The following is a 23670-nucleotide window of genomic DNA, read 5'->3' as shown; positions in this document are numbered from 1 at the left end:
TGGTGGCTGCGGGCTTCATTGCTGAGGGATTGTTATGTTTTATGTGCAACGTGATGCACACGGCGGGCTGATTCGCGTAGAGGCCGCCGCCTTCGACGAGTCAACGGAGACGCTACCGGCCGATCACCATGAGATTGAGGCGTGGTATGCCAATACGCTCGTGGAAACCAGCCTGAATCAGCTCAAGCAAAGCGACCTGGAGATGATTCGGGTTCTGGATGACTTGATTCAGGTGTTGACCAGCAAGGGGGTGATTCGCGTCACCGACCTGCCGCCGGCGGCCCAAGCCAAACTGTTGGATCGCAACCAGGCGCGGGAAGCACTCGGCGGGCTGAACAGCTTGATCAACGACGAAGAAACCGGGTTGATCTGAGGCCCCAGACGGTAGCCGCTGCCTCAGCAGCGGCTACCCGCATTACTTCCAGGGCGCCGGCTCGCCAAACAACTGCCCCTGCACGCCGAAAACACCCATCTCGCAGATCACCGCCAGCTCACCCTCAGTCTCAACACGCTCAGCGATCAGTGGCAGGTCAATGCTGTGGGCGGCGCGCTGGATCGCTTCGATAAACAGGCGTTTGTCGCTCTCTTGGTCGATGTCGCGAATGTAGCTGCCGTCGATCTTCAGGTAGGCCAGGCCCAGGCGCGCCAGGTTGCCGATCATGCTGAAGCGCCCGCCGAAGCGCTGCAGGCTCAAGGAGAAATTGAGCTCGCGCAGGCGATGGGTCAGTTGCTCAAGCGCCGCTTGTTCCGGCAATTGCTCTTCGCCGATTTCCAGGGTCAGCCGTGGGCCGAGATTGGAGTGTTGACGCAGCAGCTCAAACACTCGATTCAGGGCTTGAGGGTCGGCCAAGGTCGCGGCCGACAGGTTCAGCGCCAGGGATTCCGTGTGGCCGGCCATCTGCTTGAACACCAGCTCCAGCATCATGCGGTCAAGACGCGCCGACCAGCCGAACCGTTCAAGCCATGGCAGGAAACGCCCTGCCGCAATCGTCTGCCCCTGGTCGTCCTGCAGGCGTGACAACACCTTGTAGTGCAGCACAACCTGCGGGTCGTGGCTGGCAACCACCGGCTGGAAATACAGTTGAAAACGTCGCTCGGTCAACGCCTGGTCGAGCAAGGTATGCCAGGCATGATGGTCATCGCCAACGCTGGCGGGCGCGCTATGGTCCAGGCAGACCCAACTGGTGTCGCCTTGGGTCTCCGCCTGGGCCAAGGCCTGGTCGGCCAGTGTCAGCACGGCTTGCGGTGCGTCGCCATGGTTGAACGGTGCCAGGCCGATGTAAGCGACCGGCGTGACATCGCTGGCACCCGTGGCTTGCAGGCTAAGCAGGACGCTTTCCAGGTTTTGCGCCAGCTGCAAGGCCTCTTCGCGTACCAGCCCCGGCGCCAGCACGGCAAACTCGCCGCCGCGGATCCGGGTGACCAGGTTGTGGGTTTCCGGGTACGGCTCGCACTGACGCAACAATTGCTCGCCCACCGCCTGCAGCAATTGGTCGGTGCGCTGGCCGCCCAGGCGCTGGTTGAGTCCGGCCAGGTCCTTGACCCGCAGGAGCAGCAAATAACCGGAGTTGGTCTCCTCCGGATTACTCACCCGAGCGTTAAGTTGCATCTCGAAATAGCGCCGGTTAGCCAGGCCAGTGAGGTTGTCCTGGTATGACTCGACCCGCAGCCTTTCACTGCGCTCGGCCTGCTCCTGAAACAGCGCCTTGAGTTTCTCCACCATCTGGTTCATCGCCTGCACCACACGACGTAGCTCCGGGGTGCGCGGCAGTTCTGGCAAGCTCAAGAACTCCCGACGGGCAATCGCGTGGGACTGTTTGACCATGTAGTCCAAGGGCTTCAATTGTCTGCGCAGCAACAGGGCTCCCAGCACGGCGCTGACAGCGCCACACAGCAACAGCCAGCCAAGGCTGCCAAGCGCGCTTCGCCAGAGCTTGGCCAGGGCGAACATCGGGTGGCTGACCACCTCTACCCGTGCCGCCTGCTCCCAGCCACGGTTAACCAAGGCGTCGCCGCCCGCCGGCTCCAGGCCGATCAGGTTGACGAACCATTTGGGCACGCCATCGCTGTCGGGGGTACCGTTGCGCTCGACAATGACCTGGTCATTCTTCAGGTCCACCACGCGGATGCTGGCGTAGTAGCCGCTGTCGAAGATCGAACTGACCAGCAACTCCACCATCGCCGGGTCATCGATATTAGGGGTCAGTGACAGCGCCAACGCGGTGGCGGCGTCCTGCGCGTGGGAACGCAACTGGTTGACATATTGGGTGCGCGAACTTTCCAGGCTCACCATGAAGCTGCCGCTGAAGGCGACCACCAAAAACAGACAGATAGCGATCAAAAGCTGTTTGAACAGTGACATCTGTAGAGGTACTCCTAGTTGGCAGGCTCGGCTGGAAAGCCTTCCGCACGCATTTTTTTCAACACATCCTGCCAGCGTGACAAGCGTTTGGTATCACTGACTTTTTTGTCGCCCTTGGCGCCCGGCAACCATAAGCCTTCAGCATTGAAGGAATAGACAGGCAGCAAGTCGGTACGCTGGCTTGCCGGCTGGATTTCATCGGTCAGGCTGTCGAGCACCAGCGGCATCGCGTCCGGCGTCGAATAATAGGTCAAGACCATGTGGGCGCGATTCTGACGCAACGCCTTGACGTAGGTAATGCGCAATTTGTCGCTGGCGACGCCCAGATGACGCAAGCTGAAATACTTGGCGATTGCATAGTCTTCGCAATCCCCGGCGCCCTTCCACAGGCCTTCGATAGGGGTTTCCCAATAGTCCACTTGGTGCCACAGGTCGATGTCTTCCACATAGTGCATTTGCTTGTTGAAGAACAGGTTGACTACCTTAAGCTGCTCCAGTTCGCTGACTTGTTTCTGTGTCGCCAACAACCGTTGCCAGGCATCGATGCGCTGCTGCCCTTCTCCCAACGGGCCGTACAGTGCGGTCGCTTTGCGGCTGATCTGGGAGAAATCCCAATCGGCATGCAGCCCGCCAGGCAATAAGCCAGCCAGCAACAGCACCGAAAAAAGCCAGCGCAGGACCCAAGGGGGAATAAAACGTACCGCCAAAGCGTTCAATCCGTGGAAGAAGACGGAGTAGCGTTGGATGGTGAAGGTTCGAATGGTAAAAAACAATGGCACGGTGCAATCACCGCAACAGTACCCATTTTTCCATAGCAGCCGTAAGACACGGCAAGTCAGAAATGTGGGTCAAAAGACCGCATTGTTGAGTCACTTACAAGCCGAAACCTTGCCTGTTTGACAAGCTTGTAGACAAACTCTAGTGTGCATTGGATCCAATTAGCCACCTCACCCTGAAAAGGAGGATAGCGTAGTCGTGACGCAGAAGCCGAACCCTTTGAGCAGCATCCAGATCAGCGGGCCTATCCCCGCCCATCTTGCTCGCTCCGTGATTGAAGAAACATTGCGCAACGCCATCCTGGATGGTCGCTTGCCCTGCGGCACCGCCATGCGCCAACAGGAGCTGGCCAGCTTGTTCGGGGTCAGCCGGATGCCGGTGCGCGAGGCATTGCGTCAACTGGAAGCCCAGTCACTGCTGCATGTGGTCACCCACAAAGGCGCAGTGGTGGCGCCACTGATTGAAGACCATTCGGCAGAAACCTATGCGCTGCGCATACTCCTGGAATCCGAAGCACTGCGCTTGTCGATTCCTCTGCTCACTGCCGATGACATTGCCCAGGCTGGCGCCTTCATCGACGCACTGGAACGGGAAAGCGACTACACCGAAATCGGCCGCCTCAACCGTCTGTTCCACATGGCGCTGTACGGCAAGGCGGGCAATCAGCGGTTGCTCAAGTTGGTGGAACACGGCTTGAACGAAGAGGAGCGTTTCCTGCGCTTCAACCTCGAAGCCATGGGCCTGGGCAAAACGTCCCAGGAAGACCACCGGGAACTGCTGGACCTGGTGGCGAAAAAGAAAATCGAGGAAAGCATCCTGACCTTGCGTAACCACCTCACCCGCGGCATGGAGGTGATTACGGGTTACCTCAGGAGCCTTGAACAGAGCGACGATAAAACATCGCTTTGAATGCTCCAGGGAACTGAACCTCCCCCTTCGACCACATAGCGCTGCGAGGCCGCCTGGGTCAGGGGGCTCAGTGCATCACAGCAACGAAGTGCTGCCCCGCCGAAACTTACAGTTCAAAACAAACAACTACTCCAGCTTATTATTTAACATTCAAGGAAGCTTCCCACACTCCACAGAGCGCACTAACTACAGCAACATATTTATCTGCAACCATTTATAAAACTAAAAACCACTGAACACCCAATCAGATTACTGTTTTTAATTATCCATACTCCAAATCTTCCAAACCAATAGCGTGAACCCATGCTCGGGCGTCACTCTGAGTGGCGTTCCTTTAAATAAAGCCTTGTGTTTTGTCACAGCGTGCGGCGTGTTGAATAACGGCGCCAGCCTCACGTATGGCTGTCCGCGATCAAGGCATCCGCGCGCGCGAGAAAACCAATACTTATTTGTCGCTAAAGCAAAACGCTTTTATCAGGGAAGAGACAACGACTTATAGGCATCAACCATGTTCCAACACTCACACCTGCTTAAACAAAAAAAGCAGCAGTTGCACAACCACCCACTATTCACACAAATCAATACGCTCCAAAAGTTGCAGTACTTTATGGAGAACCACGTATTCGCTGTTTGGGACTTCATGACACTGACCAAGCGCCTGCAACATGACCTGACCGGTATGCGCCTGCCCTGGTTACCGCCAACGGACCCACAAGCCGCTCGCCTGATCAATGAAATCGTATTGGGCGAAGAGTCGGACGTGTACCCCGGGCACGGACACGGTAGCCACTTCGAGCTGTACCTGGAGGCCATGCGTGAAGTCGGCGCGAATACGGCGACCATCAAGCGGTTCGTCAGCCTGCAACGTGACGGCTGCGATGCAGAAACGGCCCTGCAAAAAGTCGATATCCACCCTGCCGTGGCTCGGTTCGTCAGAAACACGCTGCAGGTTGCCCTGAACGCGCCGACTCACTGCGTCGCCGCGGCCTTTCTGCACGGTCGCGAGAGCGTTATCCCGATGATGTTCAACCGCCTCCTGGAAAGCTGTGAGATAGCTCACCGCCAGGCACCGACCTTCTGCTACTACCTCAAGCGCCATATGGAGATCGACGCCGAAGAGCATGGCCCGGCGGCAACACAATTGCTGCAACGCCTCACACTCGCAGACCCGACTCGCGAGCAGCAAGCCAACAGTGCCGCCCTCGGCGCCGTGGAAAGCCGCCTGGCCTTATGGGACGGGTTGCACCTGCGCCTGTCGGAGGTGAGCGTATGAACCCCGCCGACTACCGCTCATTTGCCGACGACTGGGAGCGCCGCGCGACTATCCGCACGCGCCCGCGCCGCCTGCTGGAAAATGATCAAAAGTTGATTTATCCCATGAGCCGACAACCCTTGGTGCTGAGCGCGACCTTTGTCGATCAATGCCCACAGCACCGGGATTCTGTCTTGTTGCAGACGTTCTACAAGTTCATCAACGACGTGGTGATCTTTGAAACCGAGATCGTCGACAAGACCGCACGCAGCATTGCCAAGAATCGCTTTTCAGTGCCCTTTCCGCTCGCCTGCCGCTACGACGCCATGACCGTCGTGGTGGATGAGGACTACCACGCCCTCGTCGCCCTCGATTTCATGCAACAGACCGTCGAGATGACCGGCATCCCGCCCCTTGAACTGCCCGGGCAAATCGAGCTGAGCCGCGCCTTGCCTGCCGCGCTGGCGCTGGCCCCCGAACACCTGCGCGATGCCGTGGAACTGATCGCCGTGGCCATCGCCGAAAATACCGTGACCCATGACGTCGCGGCGTTTTCCAAGGACGACAGCGTCAAGCAATCCATCCGTGGTTTGATGGCCGACCACTTGTTTGACGAGGGCCGTCATGCGGTTTTCTGGACGCGTCTGGTGCGTATTTATTGGCAGTCTGCAAACGCCTCGGACCGCGACTGCATCGCTCGGATCCTGCCGGTATTTCTCCAGCATTACTTGACCCACGACCTGCAAAAAAACTTCGATCTGCAATTGATCGAGCACCTGGATGTCAGTGACGACACGCGCTCTGCGCTACGCGCTGAAGTGCAGGCGATGGGCTTTCCCATTACCCGCCAGCACCCACTGGTCGGCAATATCATGGGGTTCCTGAATCACAGCGGCCTGCTGCAAACGCCGAGCGTGGTTCGGGCGTTGGATGCCTTTCTTCCAGCGCCAGGAAGCCACCCATGAGGCGCCTGAAGATTGGGCTGACGGGCTCCAGTGCAGCGTTGAATGAAATCAGTAAGACGCTGGCGCAATACGGTCATGGGTTGGTGCGAGCACAGGACGTGACCCACGTCGATCTGCTGATTGATGACGGTAGCGAGGAGGTGCCGCCAGGCTTGGCCTGCACGGCATTGATGAGCCTGCGCTTGAGTATGGCAGCGTTGACAGACTGCCGGCTGCCAGCCCTGCAGTTCAGGTGTTACGCCCGCTCACGGCGACTTCTGGCGACTCTGAACGTTGCCGGCGAAGCCTGTGGGAATGGTCAACGGTTGCGTCAACAGGCAGTAAGCGACTTGGTGGAATGGGTGGCCCAGCAGGTGAGCGGGTTCTCCCGAGACCCGAGCTATTTCTCGCAGACGACGGTCGCCTCCGATGATCCGGAACACAGCCTGCAAGCGCTCGCATCGCTGGCGTACCTGCATCGCTTTAACCAGACCGCCGATGCGGTGTTGTGGCAGCAAGCCCAGGTGCCAATGATCGAACGACTGGAAAGCAGTCTTCAAACCTTCGCCGACCGGCCGGCGCTGAATATCGCTGGCAGCGTGCTGAGTTATCGACAGTTGCATCGCAAGAGCCTGGCGATCCGACAGCACTTAGGGCCTCTGCTTGGGTCCTGCGACACGCCGCCGGTGATCGGCGTCTGCCTGGGCAAGTCCCTTGATCTGTACGCCAGCATCCTCGCGGTGCTGGCCTGCGGCGCGGTGTACCTTCCGTTGGAGCAGGGCCACCCGCTGCAACGCCAGCAAGCCATGCTGGAAAACGCCAACGTCTCGGTGCTGCTGGATGATGGCAAGCATCCACTGCGGGACGGTTTTTCTGCAGTGGATGTCAGTACCCTCGACACCCACGACAACCCGCCGTTATTGCGCCAGCGCCCGCCTATGGACGCCCCCTGCATGGTGCTCCATACCTCGGGCACCACTGGCCAGCCCAAAGGCGTGCTGCTCAGTCAGTACAACCTGGCCCACTTCACCAGCTGGTTCGGCGGCCAGGTACAACTGAACGAACAGAGCCGCGTCTTACAATTCTCGCCCTTGAGTTTTGACTCTTCACTGATTGATATCTTCGCGGGCCTGATAGCGGGCGCAGAGTTGATCGTGCCCAGTGAGGACCAGCGTCGCGACCCGCAGCAACTGGTGGAGCTGATCCGCCAACAGCGCATCACTCACGCCTTCCTGCCTCCCGCGTTGCTGAGCATCCTGCCGCTGGATCAACCCCTTGGCCTGGCCCATGTGATCACCGGCGGTGATCTATGCGAGCCCTATGTCATCGAGCAACTGGCGGGGCAGTGTCGCCTGCACAACTTCTATGGCCCCACCGAAGCCACCGTGTTGGCGACCCACCGCACGTTGCTGCCAGGCGACAGTAACCGCAACCTCGGCACCCCCATCGCCAACAGCCAGGTACTGATCCTCGACGAGCAGCTACAACCGGTGGACGAACAGGTGATGGGCGAGCTGTACATCGTCGGCCCTGGCGTCAGCCTGGGTTACCTTAACCAGCCTCGGCAGACCGCCGAGCATTTCGTACACCTGGCGCTGCCCGACGGTCAGGCCTTGCGGGCCTATCGCAGCGGCGATCTGGCGAAGTGGACGCAAAGCGGGATCGAACTGGGCGGGCGACGGGATCAGCAAGTGAAGATCCGTGGCTTCCGGGTCGAGCCGCAAGAGGTCGAACATTGCCTGCGTAGCAGTCAGCTGTTTCGCCAAGTGGCAGTCGTGATTGATCATCATCGGCGAATCCTGGCCTTTGTTGCCCAGCCCGAAACACCAGACGCCCTGACTGCACTGAAGCAGCATGCCCGGCAAACACTGCCGGACTATCTGCAACCCACGCTGTGCACAGAGCTTGCGAGCATGCCGTGCACGCCCAACGGAAAGGTCGACCGCCAGGCATTGCTTACGCTACCGACTCAACCGCTGCCGGCCACCACTCACGGCGAACCGCACACGCCGATGCAAGTGCAGTTGCTCAACCTGTGGAGCGAGTTGCTGGGCGTGCCGGCCATGCAGTTGTCGACGGATGAAAGCTTCTTCAATCTCGGTGGCCATTCCATCCTCCTGTCGACGATGCTGCTGCGCATTCGCGAGCAGTTCGGGCGCAGCCTCTCCCTCAGCCGTTTTTTTGAGACCCCCACGGTCCGCACTCTCGCGACGCTGATGGGTGACGATGCACCACCCGAAGCACCGACCGGCCAGGCCACCCGGGGTACCTTCCGTGAGCTGGACGTGCAGACATTGCCGGCGGACCAGGCGGGAGAACGCCGCAGGGTGATCGTGACCGGGGCCAACAGTTTTCTCGGGGTGCATATCGTCGAGGCGCTGCTGGCCGAGGGCGCACTTGAAGTGGCGTGCCTGGTGCGCGAGCACCCCGGACATTCGGCGACCGCACGGTTCGCCGAGGCGCTGCGTGAGTACCGCCTGGAACACCTGGACCTGAGCCGAGTCCGGGTGTATGCCGCCGACATCAGTCAGCCGCGCCTTGGCTTGTCCAGCCAGGCATATGACTACCTCGCCGGGGCGTTCGGCGTGCTGGTGCACAACGCCGCCCACGTCAATCATGTGATGGATTACGCCACGCTGGCCAAGGACAACGTCGAACCGGTGCTGGAATGCCTGCGCCTGTGTGAAACCCGCTGCAAAAAAGTCTTCAACTTTATCTCCACGCTGTCGGCGGCCAGCAGCATCGATGCCCAAGGGCAGGTACTCGAGACCCACGCCGCCACCCCGCCGCTTTACATCCAGAATGGCTACAACCTGTCCAAATGGGTCGCGGAGCGCTTGCTGGGGCGCGCCGCCGAGCAAGGAGCGTGGGTCAATATCCATCGCCCCGGAAACATCAGTTTTAACAGCCGCAGCGGTGTCTGCGAACCACAGAAAAATCGCCTGATGTTGATGCTCAAAGGCTCACTCCAACTGGGCCTGGTGCCCAGCCTCAAGCTGAACTTTGACTTGATGCCCGTGGACTTTCTTGCCCGGTTTGTTGCGTTCCACAGCGGCCGCTGTCGTGATGGAGGAACCGTGTTCAACCTGCACAACCCGCAACCCTTGAGCTGGGAATCCTACGTCGACGCCTTTCGCCAGGCAGGCCATGCATTCGAACTGGTGAGCGTCGCCCACTGGCAACGTCACCTGCACACGGTGGATAGCCGCAATGCATTGTTCGGCGTACTGGGTTTCTACCTGAATGGCGTAGGCGAGGACATCGGCGATACCTCAATGATCCGGCATGACAACGCACAACATGGCGTCGAGCAGATGGGCACGCACTACCCCGAAAAAAATCCGGCGCTGTTACGCATGGGCTGCGAGTACCTCAAGAGCATCGGTTTCCTGCGACCAGGCTCTCAATTGAAGGAAACCCTATGAAACCCGATACGTTGATTCGTAACCCTTGCGGCAAGCCTGTGGTGTCTTCAGTAATGGTTGCTTGCGATGCCGCCCATGCGTGGGCGGTAGTCGGTGATTTTTCTGGATTTGATAAATTTATCCCCGCCTTGTCGCACATCGAAATGACCGGAGCGGGCACGGGATCGCTGCGCAAGAAGTTCTTCCACGATGGAAATCTGGTGGTGGAACAACTCAACAGCCGGGACGAGCAGGCCATGCACATGACCTGGACAACGATTTACAACACCTTGGGCGTGGCACGCCTGTGGGCAGCCATGGATGTCGAAGCATTGGGAGAGGGCTGCTCACGGGTCACCTGGACGATCATCGCCGAACCGGTTGAACAGCGTGTGGAAGAGTTTGAGCCGTTCGTGCAGGCATTCGCTGACAGCGCGCTGGAGAATGTGCGAGCGATGCTTGGCTAAAACTGTAGGAGCGAGCCTGCTCGCGAAAAACGAATAGGCAACACGGGCTATCTGATAGCGCTGCGTTATCGTTGACGTTCTTCGCGAGCAAGCTCGCTCCTACAGGTTAATCATCAGATTTTGAAACTGTCGACCAACTGCTTCAGCCGGTTGGCTTGTTGAGACAACGCGTCGCAATCCTTCAAGGTTTCGTTGAGGTTGGCCACGCCTTGCTGGTTCAGCAGGTTGATCTGGTTGATGTCGACGTTGAGGGTTTCCACCACGGCAGTCTGTTCCTCGGTGGCGGCCGCTACCGACTGGTTCATGCCGTCGATCTCGACGATCCGCTGAGTCACGCTGACCAGGCGTTCACCGGCCTGGTTGGCGACCTCGACGCTTTCTTCGCTGGAGGTCTGGCTGGCGTTCATCGTGGTCACGGCCTCACGCGAGCCGATCTGCAGCGAGGTGATCATTTTATGGATCTCTTCTGCCGACTCCTGGGTGCGGTGCGCCAGGTTGCGGACTTCATCCGCTACCACGGCAAACCCACGTCCCGCTTCACCGGCGCGCGCAGCCTCAATCGCAGCGTTGAGGGCCAGCAAGTTGGTTTGCTGGGAAATGCCTTTGATCACATCCAGGATGTGGCCGATGTTGTCGGTGCTGGCGTTCAGGGTTTCAATCTGCGTGCACGACAGGCTGATTTTTTGCGAAAGCTCCGACATCGCCAGGATGGTTTTCTCCACCACCTTGCGACCGTCATCAGCCTGCTCGCTGGCACCGCTGGCGTGTTGCGAAGCATCAGCGGCGTTGCGTGCGATTTCCTGAGTGGCAGCCCCCAGTTCGTTGATTGCCGCGGCCACGCTGTTGGTACGGGCGCTTTGCTCGTCGGAGCCGACGATCGATGCGTTGGACGAGGCCATTACGCGCTGGGACAGGTCATGTACCTGACGGGTGGCCGAGGAAACTTCGGAAATTGACGCGTGAATACGCTCGACGAATTGGTTGAAGGCACTGCCCAAGTCACCGAACTCGTCCTTGCTTTCCACTGTCAGGCGGCGGGTCAAGTCACCCTCGCCCTGAGCGATGTCCTGCATGGCGCGGCCCATGGTGGTCAGCGGGCGCATCAAGACCTGTATCAGCAGGCTCAGGAACACCGCGATGGCAGCGACTGCAATAAACATGGCGATCAATGCCGAGGTGCGGAACTTGCCCAGCGGTGCGTAGGCTTTGTCTTTGTCGATCGACAGGCCGATGTACCAGTCGGCATTCGGCAACCCGCTGATGGGGGTGAAGGACAGAATCCGTTCCTGGCCATTGAGGACCACTTCCTGGCTGACCTTCTCGATGCGTACGTTGGTGCCCGGATAGATGTCCTTGAGGTTTTTCATCACTTGGTCCTGGTCCGGGCTGACGATCACCTGGCCGTCACCCCTGACCAGAAACGCATGGCCGATGCCGCCGAAATCCACCGAGTTGATGATCTTCACCAGGGTTTGCAAGCTCAGGTCACCGCCAACCACGCCAAGCAGTTCGCCATTCTTTTTCACCGGCATCGCGATGGTCACGATCAGCCCACCTACCGCTGCCATATAGGGCGGCGTGAGCATGGTCTTGTCGGCGGCCACGGCTTGTTTGTACCAAGGGCGCTGACGCGGGTCGTAGCCATCGGGCATTTTGGCGTCGGGCCGTTGGGTGAACACGCCGTTGGTTGAACCGACGTAGGTGAACTGGAAGTTGGAGGTAAATGCCGACTGGTCGACCAACCCCGGAAGATCGGCAGCACTGCCTTGGTGGGCCACGTTTTGCGCCAGGCTTTCCAGTACCAGTACCCGGCCGCTGAGCCAGTTCTGCACACTGCTGGCGGTCAGTTCACCGGACTGCTGAATAGACGATTCCAGGTTTTGCCGGATGGTATTGCGCTGCAGGTAGTCGTTGTAGAACGTGAATAACGCGAAGGCCAGAACCACTACGCCTGACGCGGCCAACAGAATTTTATGACTGAACTTGAGATTCATTTCATTGACTTCTTTTTGCCAAAAGGGGGTGAGCGTGCCGGATGCAACATTCCATGTAACGGGATAGGCAGACTCTGTGACTGCTCTATTTCGGTGCACGCATGGCTCGTCAGGCTGTCGGCCAAGTCAGGATAAATCTTAGGAATTTGTGAGAAGCATCTGCTTTTTGCGTCAGAAGCCGACCAGCGGTAGGCCTGTGGTGGCAGGAGTTGCAAAATTTTTCAGCCTTACCGACAATGCGACTAATTATCATTTGTGACGCTTTGCCAGGCCGCGTGAATGCCCTCTTCCGAGTACGCAGTACAGACGCTCTACAGCAACCATCATGGCTGGCTGAACACCTGGCTGCGCAGCCGACTGGGCAATGCAGCAGATGCGGCAGACCTGGCGCAGGACACGTTCGTGCGCCTGCTGCAAAAAACCGAACGCTTCGAACTCAAGGCTCCTCGGGCCTTCCTGCGCACCATCGCCCGAGGCCTGGTGATCGATCATTGGCGTCGCGAAGAAATCGAGCGCGCCTATCTGGAGTCCATCGCGCATTTGCCCGACGCCTTGGCACCGAGTGCTGAAGAGCGTGCGCTGATTCTGGAATTGCTGGAGTCCATCGCCCGGCTTCTGGACGGACTCAAGCCCAAGGTGCGCAAGGCGTTTCTACTGGCTCAGTGCGACGGGCTGACATACAAGCAGATTGCGCAGCAGATGGGCGTGTCGGTGCGCTCGGTAGAGCGGTATGTCGCCGAGGCGCTGTATCACTGTTATGTGCTGCGGTATGAGGCATGACCTCGATGGATAACGCAGCGCGCTCCGGGCCCGACCCGCAGGTGGTCAAGCAGGCCATCAGCTGGATGCTGCGCTTGCGTAACAATCGCGCCAATGTCCGGCTGAAGGCGCAGTGCGAGCACTGGCGTGAGGCTCATCATGAACACGAGTTGGCCTGGCAACGCGTGCAGGCGCTGCAGCATGAATTGAGCAGCCAGTTGGCGGCGATTCCCGGAGCCCATGTGGCGCTGGAGAACAGTGCCCAGCGCCTTGGCCGCCGGCAAGCGTTGAAGGTGTTGTCCGGCGTGCTGTTGATGGGCTCGGCGGCCTGGGCCAGTCGAGACCTCACCGGCTGGCAGCGTTGGACCTCGGACCTGGCGACCACCACCGGCGAGCGTCGCAGCGTGCAACTGCCGGATGGCACACGCCTGCAGCTCAATACCGACAGCGCGGTGGACCTGGACTTCAACCCGCAGCAACGCTTGATCACGTTGGTACGCGGGGAAATCCTGGTGACCTGCGGCGCCGTCGCAACCGCACCGCTGCTGGTTCGCACCCGCCATGGCTTGTTCGAAGGCATCGACGGGCGGTTTGTGGTGCGCCAGGACGGTGATTGCACACGCTTGAGCGTGGCCTCAGGCAACGTCGCGATTCACTCACCGCATACCGCCGACGGGCTGTTTACTCAAGTGCATGCAGGAGAAAGCTACGTGGTGCATCAGAACGGGGCCGTTCTCGCGCCGCCTTCGGATATGGATACTGGGGCCTGGGCCGACGGATTGATCGTCACCCGCAACATGCGTCTTGCCGACTTCCTGGCGGAGGTGGGGCGTTATCGCCAGGGTTATCTGGGCTGTTCAAGTGATATCGCAGACTTGCGATTGTCGGGTGTTTTTCGCCTGGAAGACACTGAGAAGCTGTTGGCGATCCTTCCGCAGACGCTGCCTGTGCGTCTGCGCTATCGCACCCGCTGGTGGGTGAGCCTGGAGCGTCAGGCCTGATTATTTTTGTCGCACCTGATTTATTTTTGGCGGCTTTTTTCCGTGAGTCCGGCTTAGACAGTAAGCAATTCAATCTGCCTTCAGCGACCTCTACGGATCTCGATAATGACTGTGCGTTTTTTCAGTAACTCACCCTCTTCCTACCCTTTGCTCAGCAAAGCCGTACGTGCAGCGTTGCTGTCGACCACAATGGGCATCGGCTTGCTGCCGGTGGCCGGCGCCGCGGCTGATAGCGGCGTCGAGCGTATCAGCCAGCGCTATGACATCCCTGCAGGCCCGCTGAGCGATGCGCTCAATCAGTTTGCCCGTCAGGCAGGCATCACACTTTCCAGCACGCCTGCGCAGACTCAGGGTCGCCAGTCTGTCGGGCTGCATGGGGAGTACTCTGCCGAACAAGGTTTGAGTCAGTTGCTCAGCGGGTCAGGCTTGCAGGCGCAGGCTCAGGACGACGTGAGTTTCGTGTTGCAGGCACAGCCCGAGAGCGAGGCGCTGACCTTGCCGACCACCGATATCAAAGGCTTCGCCCTGGGTAACGCCTTGGGCAGCATGGACGGCTACAACGCGACTCACAGCCAGATTGCCACCAAGACCAGTACCGCGCTGGTGGAAACGTCCCAGACGGTTTCAGTGGTGACCCGCGAGCAGATGGACGACCAAGGCTCGCAAACCGTTGCCCAGGCCATGCGTTACACCCCTGGCGTGTTGACCAACCCGTATGGCGCGACTCACCGCTATGACTATGTGGCGATGCGTGGCTTCAACGACGGTTCGGTGGACAACATCTACCTCGACGGTTTGAAATCCATGGGGGACAGCGGCACCTACAGCACCATGCAGGTGGACCCGTACTTCCTCGAGCGGGTGGATATCCTCAAAGGCCCGTCATCGGTGCTCTACGGACGCAGCTCGCCGGGCGGGCTGGTGGCGTTGACCAGCAAGAAGCCATTGTTTGAGCCCTACCATCAGGTGCAGGCCACTGTGGGTTCCCAAGGGCAGCGAGGCATGGGTTTCGACTTCAGCGGCCCGGTGGATGACGACAAGCGTATTGCTTACCGACTGACCGGGCTTGCGGATAAGTCCGACACACAGTTCGACCATGCCAAGGAAAAACGCTACGCACTGGCGCCCACCTTGAGCATCGACTTTACCGATGACACGTCCCTCACACTCCAGACTTATCTACAGCATGATCCCGACGGTGGCTATCACGGTGGCATGCCAGCGGATGGCGCGCTGCATCAGCGCAATGGCCAGCGAATTTCCAATCACTTCTTTGAGGGTGAGCCGGACATTGATGGGTACAAACGTGATCAGCAGTCGTTCGGCTATCAGTTTGAGCATCGCTTCAATGATGTTTTCACGGCGCGGCAGAACTTTCGGTATCTGGATTCTAAGGTCCGGCTGGACCAGGTGTATGCCTATGGCTGGACCACGCCCACCAGTAATGAGCTGAATCGCTACTACTCAGGCGGTGACGAGAAGCTGCATGCGTTCATTATCGACAATATGCTGCAGGCTGAGTTTTTTACCGGCGCAACCAAGCACACGGTGTTGATGGGGGCGGACTATCAGCGGCGCAAAACCGTTGTGGACTGGAGCAGCGGCTCTCTTGCGCCGATCAATGCGTTCATTCCGGCGTATGGCAATTCCGAGATCAGTTATTACAGTCCAACCAGTTATCTGCGTCGGCTCGAGCAGACCGGCGTTTACCTGCAGGACCTGATTGAGATGGACAAGTGGCGGTTCTCCCTCGGGCTGCGTCAGGATTGGGTTGAGACCTCTGATGAAAACCGCATTGCTGAAGCGGGACGGCCGGTGGGCACGGAGATCAGTGATAAACGTACCAAGCTGACCGGGCGTGCAGGAGCGCTTTATCTATTTGATAACGGTCTTGCGCCCTACGTCAGCTATTCCGAATCCTTCAACCCGAACTCCTATTCGGACAGTGCGGGCAATCCCCTGGCACCTACCGACGGCACCCAGTGGGAGGTTGGCTTGAAATATCAGCCGCCGGGTACTGACAACCTGTTCACCGCTTCGCTGTTCCGTATCGATCAGGAAAACCTGGCGACCAAGCTGCCGCAGGAAAACTTCTATCGCGCGGTAGGTGCTGTGCGCTCCCAGGGCCTGGAGTTGGAGGCGCATATGCAGCTGACTGACAATCTCAAGTTGCTGGGCAGCTATACCTTCACTGACATCGAGTATTCAAAGTCGATGGTCAGCACGTTGAGTACTGCGGACAACGTGATCGAGAACAAGGGAAATTCGCCGACCCAGGCACCGCGTCACATGGCTTCGGTGTGGGCGGACTACAAATTCGATAGCGGCGCCCTGGATGGCCTGCGACTCGGCGGTGGCGTGCGCTATGTCAGCTACAGCTGGGCGGATGCGGAGAACACCATGAAGGTGCCCGCCTACACGCTGTTTGATGCCTCGATGGGTTATGACCTGGGCAAGGTGGGGTTGAAGGATGTGGATGTGCGCCTGAATGCCAACAACCTGACGAACGAGTCTTACGTGGCGTCGTGCGCGAGCCTTAACTTCTGCTACCTGGGTGAAGAGCGCAACGTCAGTGCGACGGTGAGCTACCAGTTCTAATTTCTCTCGATTCATCCAAAGCCAGTGCCTGATTCCAGGCGCTGGCTTTGTCGTCTTTGCAGGAAAACTTTATGCGTGCATTGCTGGTTTTATTTCATCGTTACATCGGGTTGGCGACGGCGTTGTTTCTGATGATGGCGGGGATAACGGGCAGCCTTCTGGCGTTCAACCATGAACTGGATGAATGGCTCAATCCCGGGTTCTACGAAGCGACAGCCAAGGGCCGTGCATTGCCGCCAGGTGAACTGGTGGACACGCTGCAGGGGCAGCATCCCAAGCTGCAGGTCTGGTACATGGAATATCCACAAGAGGCCGGTCATACCGCTATGTTGGCGGCAGTCGCCAGAAACGATCCGGCGACCGGCAAACCCTTTGATGAACCTAACCAGGTTTTCTATCTCGATCCGGTCAGTGGTGAAGAAATGGGGCGACGCTTTTGGGGCGCTTGCTGCTTTCAGCGTGAGAATCTCATTCCATTCATTCTGGAGTTTCACTACAACCTGACACTGCCGGGAAATTGGGGTTTGTGGCTGATGGGGTTGGTGGCGATTGCGTGGGTATTCGATTGTTTTATCGCGCTGTGGCTGACCCTGCCGCGGGGCACACCATTCTGGAAGAAGTGGTCCACGGCTTGGAAGATCAAGGGTGGTCATGCTTATCGGTTGAATTTCGACCTGCATCGCGCAAGCGGGCTGTGGCTTTGGCTGTTGTTGCTGCCGATTGCAGTTAGCAGCGTGGCGATGAATTTGCCAAGCCAGGTGTTCAAACCAGTTGTCTCGCTGTTTTCACCGGTTGAGGCCAGCATCTATGAGGCTCGTGGCAGGCTACCGAGCGAGCAATTGGGCGTGACGCAGCTGAGTTATCAACAGGCCTATGAAAGGGCGTTAGAGGAAGGCAAACGGCTTGGGCTTACAGCGGCGATTGGGGAGCTGTACTACAGCTTCGAGTACAACTTCTATGGCGCGGGTTTTGGGCAACATGATACCGAGGCCCATGGAAAATCCTGGTTGTTTTTCCATGGGACGGACGGGCGTTTATTAGGGCAGGAAATAGCAGGGCAAGGTACGTTGGGAGAGCGCTTTTATCGGCTGCAGCTGCCGATCCATGGAGGCAGGATCATCGGGCTGATGGGGCAGGTATTGATTGCGCTGCTGGGGATTGTGATCGCGATGTTGTCGGCAACCGGGATCTACATCTGGTGGCGCAAGTTGCTGGCCAGGCGAAATGTGAAGGCACGCAAAGGTTGAGTCGGTCCTGTTTCTTTGCTTCCTTAAACGACAAAACCCCTGTCTGCGTTAGCAGACAGGGGTTTCGGAATTCAATCTTGACGATGACCTACTCTCACATGGGGAAACCCCACACTACCATCGGCGATGCATCGTTTCACTGCTGAGTTCGGGATGGGATCAGGTGGTTCCAATGCTCTATGGTCGTCAAGAAATTCTGTGTACCAGACCGTTGCGTTCGCAACGTGCCGGTGAAAATCATGGACTTCTACATAAACAAAACCCCTGATTGCGTTAGCAATCAGGGGTTTCGGAATTTAATCTTGACGATGACCTACTCTCACATGGGGAAACCCCACACTACCATCGGCGATGCATCGTTTCACTGCTGAGTTCGGGATGGGATCAGGTGGTTCCAATGCTCTATGGTCGTCAAGAAATTCGGGTACTGAGTCGTGACCAATTGGTCTCGCTTCAGCAAATTGGGTATGTGATAGCTTTCGGTGTTTTGTGAGTATCTCGAACTTTCGGTTCGTTTCGTCTTCACACACCGCAATCTGATGCTTCTACTTGTTTCCAAGTCAGGAGTAGTCAAATTGCTTGGGTGTTATATGGTCAAGCCTCACGGGCAATTAGTATTGGTTAGCTCAACGCCTCACAGCGCTTACACACCCAACCTATCAACGTCGTAGTCTTCGACGGCCCTTCAGGGAACTCAAGGTTCCAGTGAGATCTCATCTTGAGGCTAGTTTCCCGCTTAGATGCTTTCAGCGGTTATCTATTCCGAACATAGCTACCCGGCAATGCCACTGGCGTGACAACCGGAACACCAGAGGTTCGTCCACTCCGGTCCTCTCGTACTAGGAGCAGCCCCTCTCAAATCTCAAACGTCCACGGCAGATAGGGACCGAACTGTCTCACGACGTTCTAAACCCAGCTCGCGTACCACTTTAAATGGCGAACAGCCATACCCTTGGGACCGGCTTCAGCCCCAGGATGTGATGAGCCGACATCGAGGTGCCAAACACCGCCGTCGATATGAACTCTTGGGCGGTATCAGCCTGTTATCCCCGGAGTACCTTTTATCCGTTGAGCGATGGCCCTTCCATACAGAACCACCGGATCACTAAGACCTACTTTCGTACCTGCTCGACGTGTCTGTCTCGCAGTCAAGCGCGCTTTTGCCTTTATACTCTACGACCGATTTCCGACCGGTCTGAGCGCACCTTCGTACTCCTCCGTTACTCTTTAGGAGGAGACCGCCCCAGTCAAACTACCCACCATACACTGTCCTCGATCCGGATAACGGACCTGAGTTAGAACCTCAAAGTTGCCAGGGTGGTATTTCAAGGTTGGCTCCACGCGAACTGGCGTCCACGCTTCAAAGCCTCCCACCTATCCTACACAAGCAAATTCAAAGTCCAGTGCAAAGCTATAGTAAAGGTTCACGGGGTCTTTCCGTCTAGCCGCGGATACACTGCATCTTCACAGCGATTTCAATTTCACTGAGTCTCGGGTGGAGACAGCGCCGCCATCGTTACGCCATTCGTGCAGGTCGGAACTTACCCGACAAGGAATTTCGCTACCTTAGGACCGTTATAGTTACGGCCGCCGTTTACCGGGGCTTCGATCAAGAGCTTCGCGTTAGCTAACCCCATCAATTAACCTTCCGGCACCGGGCAGGCGTCACACCCTATACGTCCACTTTCGTGTTTGCAGAGTGCTGTGTTTTTAATAAACAGTCGCAGCGGCCTGGTATCTTCGACCGGCATGAGCTTACGGAGCAAGTCCTTCACCCTCACCGGCGCACCTTCTCCCGAAGTTACGGTGCCATTTTGCCTAGTTCCTTCACCCGAGTTCTCTCAAGCGCCTTGGTATTCTCTACCCAACCACCTGTGTCGGTTTGGGGTACGGTTCCTGGTTACCTGAAGCTTAGAAGCTTTTCTTGGAAGCATGGCATCAACCACTTCGTGTTCTAAAAGAACACTCGTCATCAGCTCTCGGCCTTAGAATCCCGGATTTACCTAAGATTCCAGCCTACCACCTTAAACTTGGACAACCAACGCCAAGCTGGCCTAGCCTTCTCCGTCCCTCCATCGCAATAACCAGAAGTACAGGAATATTAACCTGTTTTCCATCGACTACGCTTTTCAGCCTCGCCTTAGGGACCGACTAACCCTGCGTCGATTAACGTTGCGCAGGAAACCTTGGTCTTTCGGCGTGGGTGTTTTTCACACCCATTATCGTTACTCATGTCAGCATTCGCACTTCTGATACCTCCAGCAAGCTTCTCAACTCACCTTCACAGGCTTACAGAACGCTCCTCTACCGCATCACCCGAAGGTGATACCCGTAGCTTCGGTGTATGGTTTGAGCCCCGTTACATCTTCCGCGCAGGCCGACTCGACTAGTGAGCTATTACGCTTTCTTTAAAGGGTGGCTGCTTCTAAGCCAACCTCCTAGCTGTCTAAGCCTTCCCACATCGTTTCCCACTTAACCATAACTTTGGGACCTTAGCTGACGGTCTGGGTTGTTTCCCTTTTCACGACGGACGTTAGCACCCGCCGTGTGTCTCCCATGCTCGGCACTTGTAGGTATTCGGAGTTTGCATCGGTTTGGTAAGTCGGGATGACCCCCTAGCCGAAACAGTGCTCTACCCCCTACAGTGATACATGAGGCGCTACCTAAATAGCTTTCGAGGAGAACCAGCTATCTCCGAGCTTGATTAGCCTTTCACTCCGATCCACAGGTCATCCGCTAACTTTTCAACGGTAGTCGGTTCGGTCCTCCAGTTAGTGTTACCCAACCTTCAACCTGCCCATGGATAGATCGCCCGGTTTCGGGTCTATTCCCAGCGACTAGACGCCCTATTAAGACTCGCTTTCGCTACGCCTCCCCTATTCGGTTAAGCTCGCCACTGAAAATAAGTCGCTGACCCATTATACAAAAGGTACGCAGTCACCCAACAAAGTGGGCTCCCACTGCTTGTACGCATACGGTTTCAGGATCTATTTCACTCCCCTCTCCGGGGTTCTTTTCGCCTTTCCCTCACGGTACTAGTTCACTATCGGTCAGTCAGTAGTATTTAGCCTTGGAGGATGGTCCCCCCATATTCAGACAAAGTTTCTCGTGCTCCGTCCTACTCGATTTCATGACTAAGAGATTTTCGCGTACAGGGCTATCACCCACTATGGCCGCACTTTCCAGAGCGTTCCGCTAATCTCAAAGCCACTTAAGGGCTAGTCCCCGTTCGCTCGCCACTACTAAGGGAATCTCGGTTGATTTCTTTTCCTCAGGGTACTTAGATGTTTCAGTTCCCCTGGTTCGCTCCATACACCTATGTATTCAGTGTAAGGTAACCATCTTATGATGGCTGGGTTCCCCCATTCAGACATCTCCGGATCAAAGTCTGTTTGCCGACTCCCCGAAGCTTTTCGCAGGCTACCACGTCTTTCATCGCCTCTGACTGCCAAGGCATCCACCGTATGCGCTTCTTCACTTGACCATATAACCCCAAGCAATCTGGTTATACTGTGAAGACGACATTCGCCGAAAATTCGATAATACTCAATTAAGAGCAACTCACAAATTTTACCTTAGCCTGATCCGTTACCAGTGAAAGTAACGTTCAGTCTATCTTTCTATCACATACCCAAATTTTTAAAGAACGATCTAATCAAAGACTAGAAATCAACATTCACCATCACAACGATGGAATGCTCATTTCTAAGCTTTACATGACAGAAGCAGTAGTGGTGGAGCCAAACGGGATCGAACCGTTGACCTCCTGCGTGCAAGGCAGGCGCTCTCCCAGCTGAGCTATGGCCCCGTATTTCTACAGGCGTTTCCCACACAAAATTGGTGGGTCTGGGCAGATTCGAACTGCCGACCTCACCCTTATCAGGGGTGCGCTCTAACCAACTGAGCTACAGACCCAATTTCGGGCTGCTTCTTTATCGTCTTCTTCAATGAATCAAGCAATTCGTGTGGGAACTTATGGAGCAGCTGATGTCGTCGATTAAGGAGGTGATCCAGCCGCAGGTTCCCCTACGGCTACCTTGTTACGACTTCACCCCAGTCATGAATCACACCGTGGTAACCGTCCTCCCGAAGGTTAGACTAGCTACTTCTGGTGCAACCCACTCCCATGGTGTGACGGGCGGTGTGTACAAGGCCCGGGAACGTATTCACCGCGACATTCTGATTCGCGATTACTAGCGATTCCGACTTCACGCAGTCGAGTTGCAGACTGCGATCCGGACTACGATCGGTTTTCTGGGATTAGCTCCACCTCGCGGCTTGGCAACCCTCTGTACCGACCATTGTAGCACGTGTGTAGCCCAGGCCGTAAGGGCCATGATGACTTGACGTCATCCCCACCTTCCTCCGGTTTGTCACCGGCAGTCTCCTTAGAGTGCCCACCATTACGTGCTGGTAACTAAGGACAAGGGTTGCGCTCGTTACGGGACTTAACCCAACATCTCACGACACGAGCTGACGACAGCCATGCAGCACCTGTCTCAATGTTCCCGAAGGCACCAATCTATCTCTAGAAAGTTCATTGGATGTCAAGGCCTGGTAAGGTTCTTCGCGTTGCTTCGAATTAAACCACATGCTCCACCGCTTGTGCGGGCCCCCGTCAATTCATTTGAGTTTTAACCTTGCGGCCGTACTCCCCAGGCGGTCAACTTAATGCGTTAGCTGCGCCACTAAGAGCTCAAGGCTCCCAACGGCTAGTTGACATCGTTTACGGCGTGGACTACCAGGGTATCTAATCCTGTTTGCTCCCCACGCTTTCGCACCTCAGTGTCAGTATCAGTCCAGGTGGTCGCCTTCGCCACTGGTGTTCCTTCCTATATCTACGCATTTCACCGCTACACAGGAAATTCCACCACCCTCTACCATACTCTAGCTCGTCAGTTTTGAATGCAGTTCCCAGGTTGAGCCCGGGGATTTCACATCCAACTTAACGAACCACCTACGCGCGCTTTACGCCCAGTAATTCCGATTAACGCTTGCACCCTCTGTATTACCGCGGCTGCTGGCACAGAGTTAGCCGGTGCTTATTCTGTCGGTAACGTCAAAACAGCAAAGTATTAATTTACTGCCCTTCCTCCCAACTTAAAGTGCTTTACAATCCGAAGACCTTCTTCACACACGCGGCATGGCTGGATCAGGCTTTCGCCCATTGTCCAATATTCCCCACTGCTGCCTCCCGTAGGAGTCTGGACCGTGTCTCAGTTCCAGTGTGACTGATCATCCTCTCAGACCAGTTACGGATCGTCGCCTTGGTGAGCCATTACCCCACCAACTAGCTAATCCGACCTAGGCTCATCTGATAGCGCAAGGCCCGAAGGTCCCCTGCTTTCTCCCGTAGGACGTATGCGGTATTAGCGTCCGTTTCCGAACGTTATCCCCCACTACCAGGCAGATTCCTAGGCATTACTCACCCGTCCGCCGCTCTCAAGAGAAGCAAGCTTCTCTCTACCGCTCGACTTGCATGTGTTAGGCCTGCCGCCAGCGTTCAATCTGAGCCATGATCAAACTCTTCAGTTCAAACATCTTTGGGTTTTTAAGAAACCCTAAACTTGGCTCAGCAATCGTTGGTTACATCTTTGATTTCTCGCGGAGTAACTTGTGATGCTGATAATCTTGTTGACTATCAGTCTGACTCCACAAGCACCCACACGAATTGCTTGATTCAGTTGTTAAAGAGCGGTTGGTTAAGATCTTTCGTCTCAACCGAGGCGCGCATTCTACAGCAGCCTCTGTTGCTGTCAAGCGGTTTTTTTAAGAAGTTTTCAAAGTTTCCTTTGTAACTTCAACCACTTGCGCTTCCGATCTCTCGTTAGCGGGAGGCGAATTCTACAGCGTTACACGCTGCTGTCAACACCTCTTTTTCTCCGCTTTCGACCGAGAAGATCGAACCGTTAATAGGGCTAAACAACACGACCTTACTAACTCCTTCTGGGCTTCG

General features: G+C 56.7%; 13 protein-coding genes, 2 tRNA genes and 4 rRNA genes. 10 read left to right on the top strand and 9 right to left on the bottom strand.

All coding sequences use genetic code 11. From position 1 onward, the window contains the following. Window positions 1–34 precede the first annotated feature (34 nt). Window positions 35–373 (top strand): tryptophan synthase subunit beta, encoded by a 339-nt coding sequence (locus ACA046_RS00685; RefSeq protein WP_076015601.1) that lies wholly within the window; start codon window positions 35–37, stop codon window positions 371–373. 42 nt (window positions 374–415) lie between these two features. Here the strand turns inward: ACA046_RS00685 and lapD are convergent, their stop codons facing one another. Further along, window positions 416–2362, bottom strand: coding sequence for a cyclic di-GMP receptor LapD (gene lapD, locus ACA046_RS00680; protein ID WP_459025101.1), 1947 nt, complete (start codon window positions 2360–2362; stop codon window positions 416–418). A 14-nt stretch (window positions 2363–2376) separates the two neighbouring features. After that, on the bottom strand, window positions 2377–3069 hold the full coding sequence (gene lapG, locus ACA046_RS00675) for a cysteine protease LapG (protein WP_459029153.1): 693 nt from the start codon (window positions 3067–3069) through the stop codon (window positions 2377–2379). A gap of 268 nt (window positions 3070–3337) precedes the next feature. Between lapG and ACA046_RS00670 the strand changes: the two genes are divergently transcribed. From ACA046_RS00670 to ACA046_RS00650, 5 genes are all read left to right on the top strand, one after another. After that, window positions 3338–4048 carry a GntR family transcriptional regulator gene (locus tag ACA046_RS00670; protein WP_167665756.1) on the top strand — a complete coding sequence of 237 codons (711 nt, stop codon included), beginning with the start codon at window positions 3338–3340 and terminating at the stop codon, window positions 4046–4048. Between the two features lie 508 nt (window positions 4049–4556). After that, window positions 4557–5321 carry a DUF3050 domain-containing protein gene (locus tag ACA046_RS00665; RefSeq protein WP_497675695.1) on the top strand — a complete coding sequence of 255 codons (765 nt, stop codon included), beginning with the start codon at window positions 4557–4559 and terminating at the stop codon, window positions 5319–5321. Then, entirely contained in the window at window positions 5318–6265 is a 948-nt protein-coding gene (locus ACA046_RS00660) for a diiron oxygenase (RefSeq protein WP_497675694.1), read from the top strand. The genes ACA046_RS00665 and ACA046_RS00660 overlap by 4 nt, the downstream gene beginning before the upstream one ends. After that, window positions 6262–9669 (top strand): amino acid adenylation domain-containing protein, encoded by a 3408-nt coding sequence (locus ACA046_RS00655; RefSeq protein ID WP_497675693.1) that lies wholly within the window; start codon window positions 6262–6264, stop codon window positions 9667–9669. The genes ACA046_RS00660 and ACA046_RS00655 overlap by 4 nt, the downstream gene beginning before the upstream one ends. Beyond that, window positions 9666–10115, top strand: coding sequence for an SRPBCC family protein (locus ACA046_RS00650; protein WP_497675692.1), 450 nt, complete (start codon window positions 9666–9668; stop codon window positions 10113–10115). Before ACA046_RS00655 ends, ACA046_RS00650 begins: the two co-directional genes overlap by 4 nt. A gap of 113 nt (window positions 10116–10228) precedes the next feature. On the opposite strand, the gene ACA046_RS00645 is transcribed toward ACA046_RS00650, so the two are convergent. Then, entirely contained in the window at window positions 10229–12109 is a 1881-nt protein-coding gene (locus ACA046_RS00645) for a methyl-accepting chemotaxis protein (protein WP_497675691.1), read from the bottom strand. A gap of 279 nt (window positions 12110–12388) precedes the next feature. Here ACA046_RS00645 and ACA046_RS00640 point away from each other — a divergent pair, with 279 nt between their 5' ends. The 4 genes from ACA046_RS00640 (at window position 12389) to ACA046_RS00625 (ending at window position 17714) form a co-directional block, all read left to right on the top strand. Next, a complete protein-coding gene (locus ACA046_RS00640) occupies window positions 12389–12889 on the top strand; it encodes a sigma-70 family RNA polymerase sigma factor (protein WP_459025094.1) in 501 nt (166 codons plus the stop codon). Beyond that, entirely contained in the window at window positions 12886–13869 is a 984-nt protein-coding gene (locus ACA046_RS00635) for a FecR domain-containing protein (RefSeq protein WP_459025092.1), read from the top strand. The genes ACA046_RS00640 and ACA046_RS00635 overlap by 4 nt, the downstream gene beginning before the upstream one ends. Window positions 13870–13974: 105 nt before the next feature. Beyond that, the gene (locus ACA046_RS00630) at window positions 13975–16467 is read left to right on the top strand and encodes a TonB-dependent siderophore receptor (RefSeq protein ID WP_497675690.1); all 2493 of its coding nucleotides are present in this window, start codon (window positions 13975–13977) and stop codon (window positions 16465–16467) included. A 71-nt stretch (window positions 16468–16538) separates the two neighbouring features. Beyond that, entirely contained in the window at window positions 16539–17714 is a 1176-nt protein-coding gene (locus tag ACA046_RS00625; RefSeq protein ID WP_497675689.1) for a PepSY-associated TM helix domain-containing protein, read from the top strand. A 75-nt stretch (window positions 17715–17789) separates the two neighbouring features. On the opposite strand, the gene rrf (ACA046_RS00620) is transcribed toward ACA046_RS00625, so the two are convergent. The 6 genes from rrf (ACA046_RS00620) to ACA046_RS00595 all read right to left on the bottom strand — a co-directional run bounded on the left by rrf (ACA046_RS00620) (window position 17790) and on the right by ACA046_RS00595 (window position 23249). Further along, window positions 17790–17905, bottom strand: a 5S ribosomal RNA gene (gene rrf / locus ACA046_RS00620). 109 nt (window positions 17906–18014) lie between these two features. Next, window positions 18015–18130 (bottom strand): 5S ribosomal RNA (gene rrf / locus ACA046_RS00615). Between the two features lie 174 nt (window positions 18131–18304). Beyond that, window positions 18305–21198: ribosomal RNA gene (locus tag ACA046_RS00610) — 23S ribosomal RNA — on the bottom strand. 248 nt (window positions 21199–21446) lie between these two features. Then, window positions 21447–21522: transfer RNA gene (locus tag ACA046_RS00605), tRNA-Ala, on the bottom strand. Between the two features lie 30 nt (window positions 21523–21552). Further along, window positions 21553–21629 (bottom strand) — tRNA-Ile (locus tag ACA046_RS00600). A gap of 83 nt (window positions 21630–21712) precedes the next feature. Next, window positions 21713–23249, bottom strand: a 16S ribosomal RNA gene (locus ACA046_RS00595). The 16S, 23S and 5S rRNA genes sit together here with 2 tRNA genes alongside, the layout of an rRNA operon. Window positions 23250–23670: the final 421 nt, after the last annotated feature.

This window comes from Pseudomonas sp. LBUM1641 (assembly GCF_059716235.1).
This window is presented reverse-complemented; position numbering and strand designations above follow the sequence as displayed.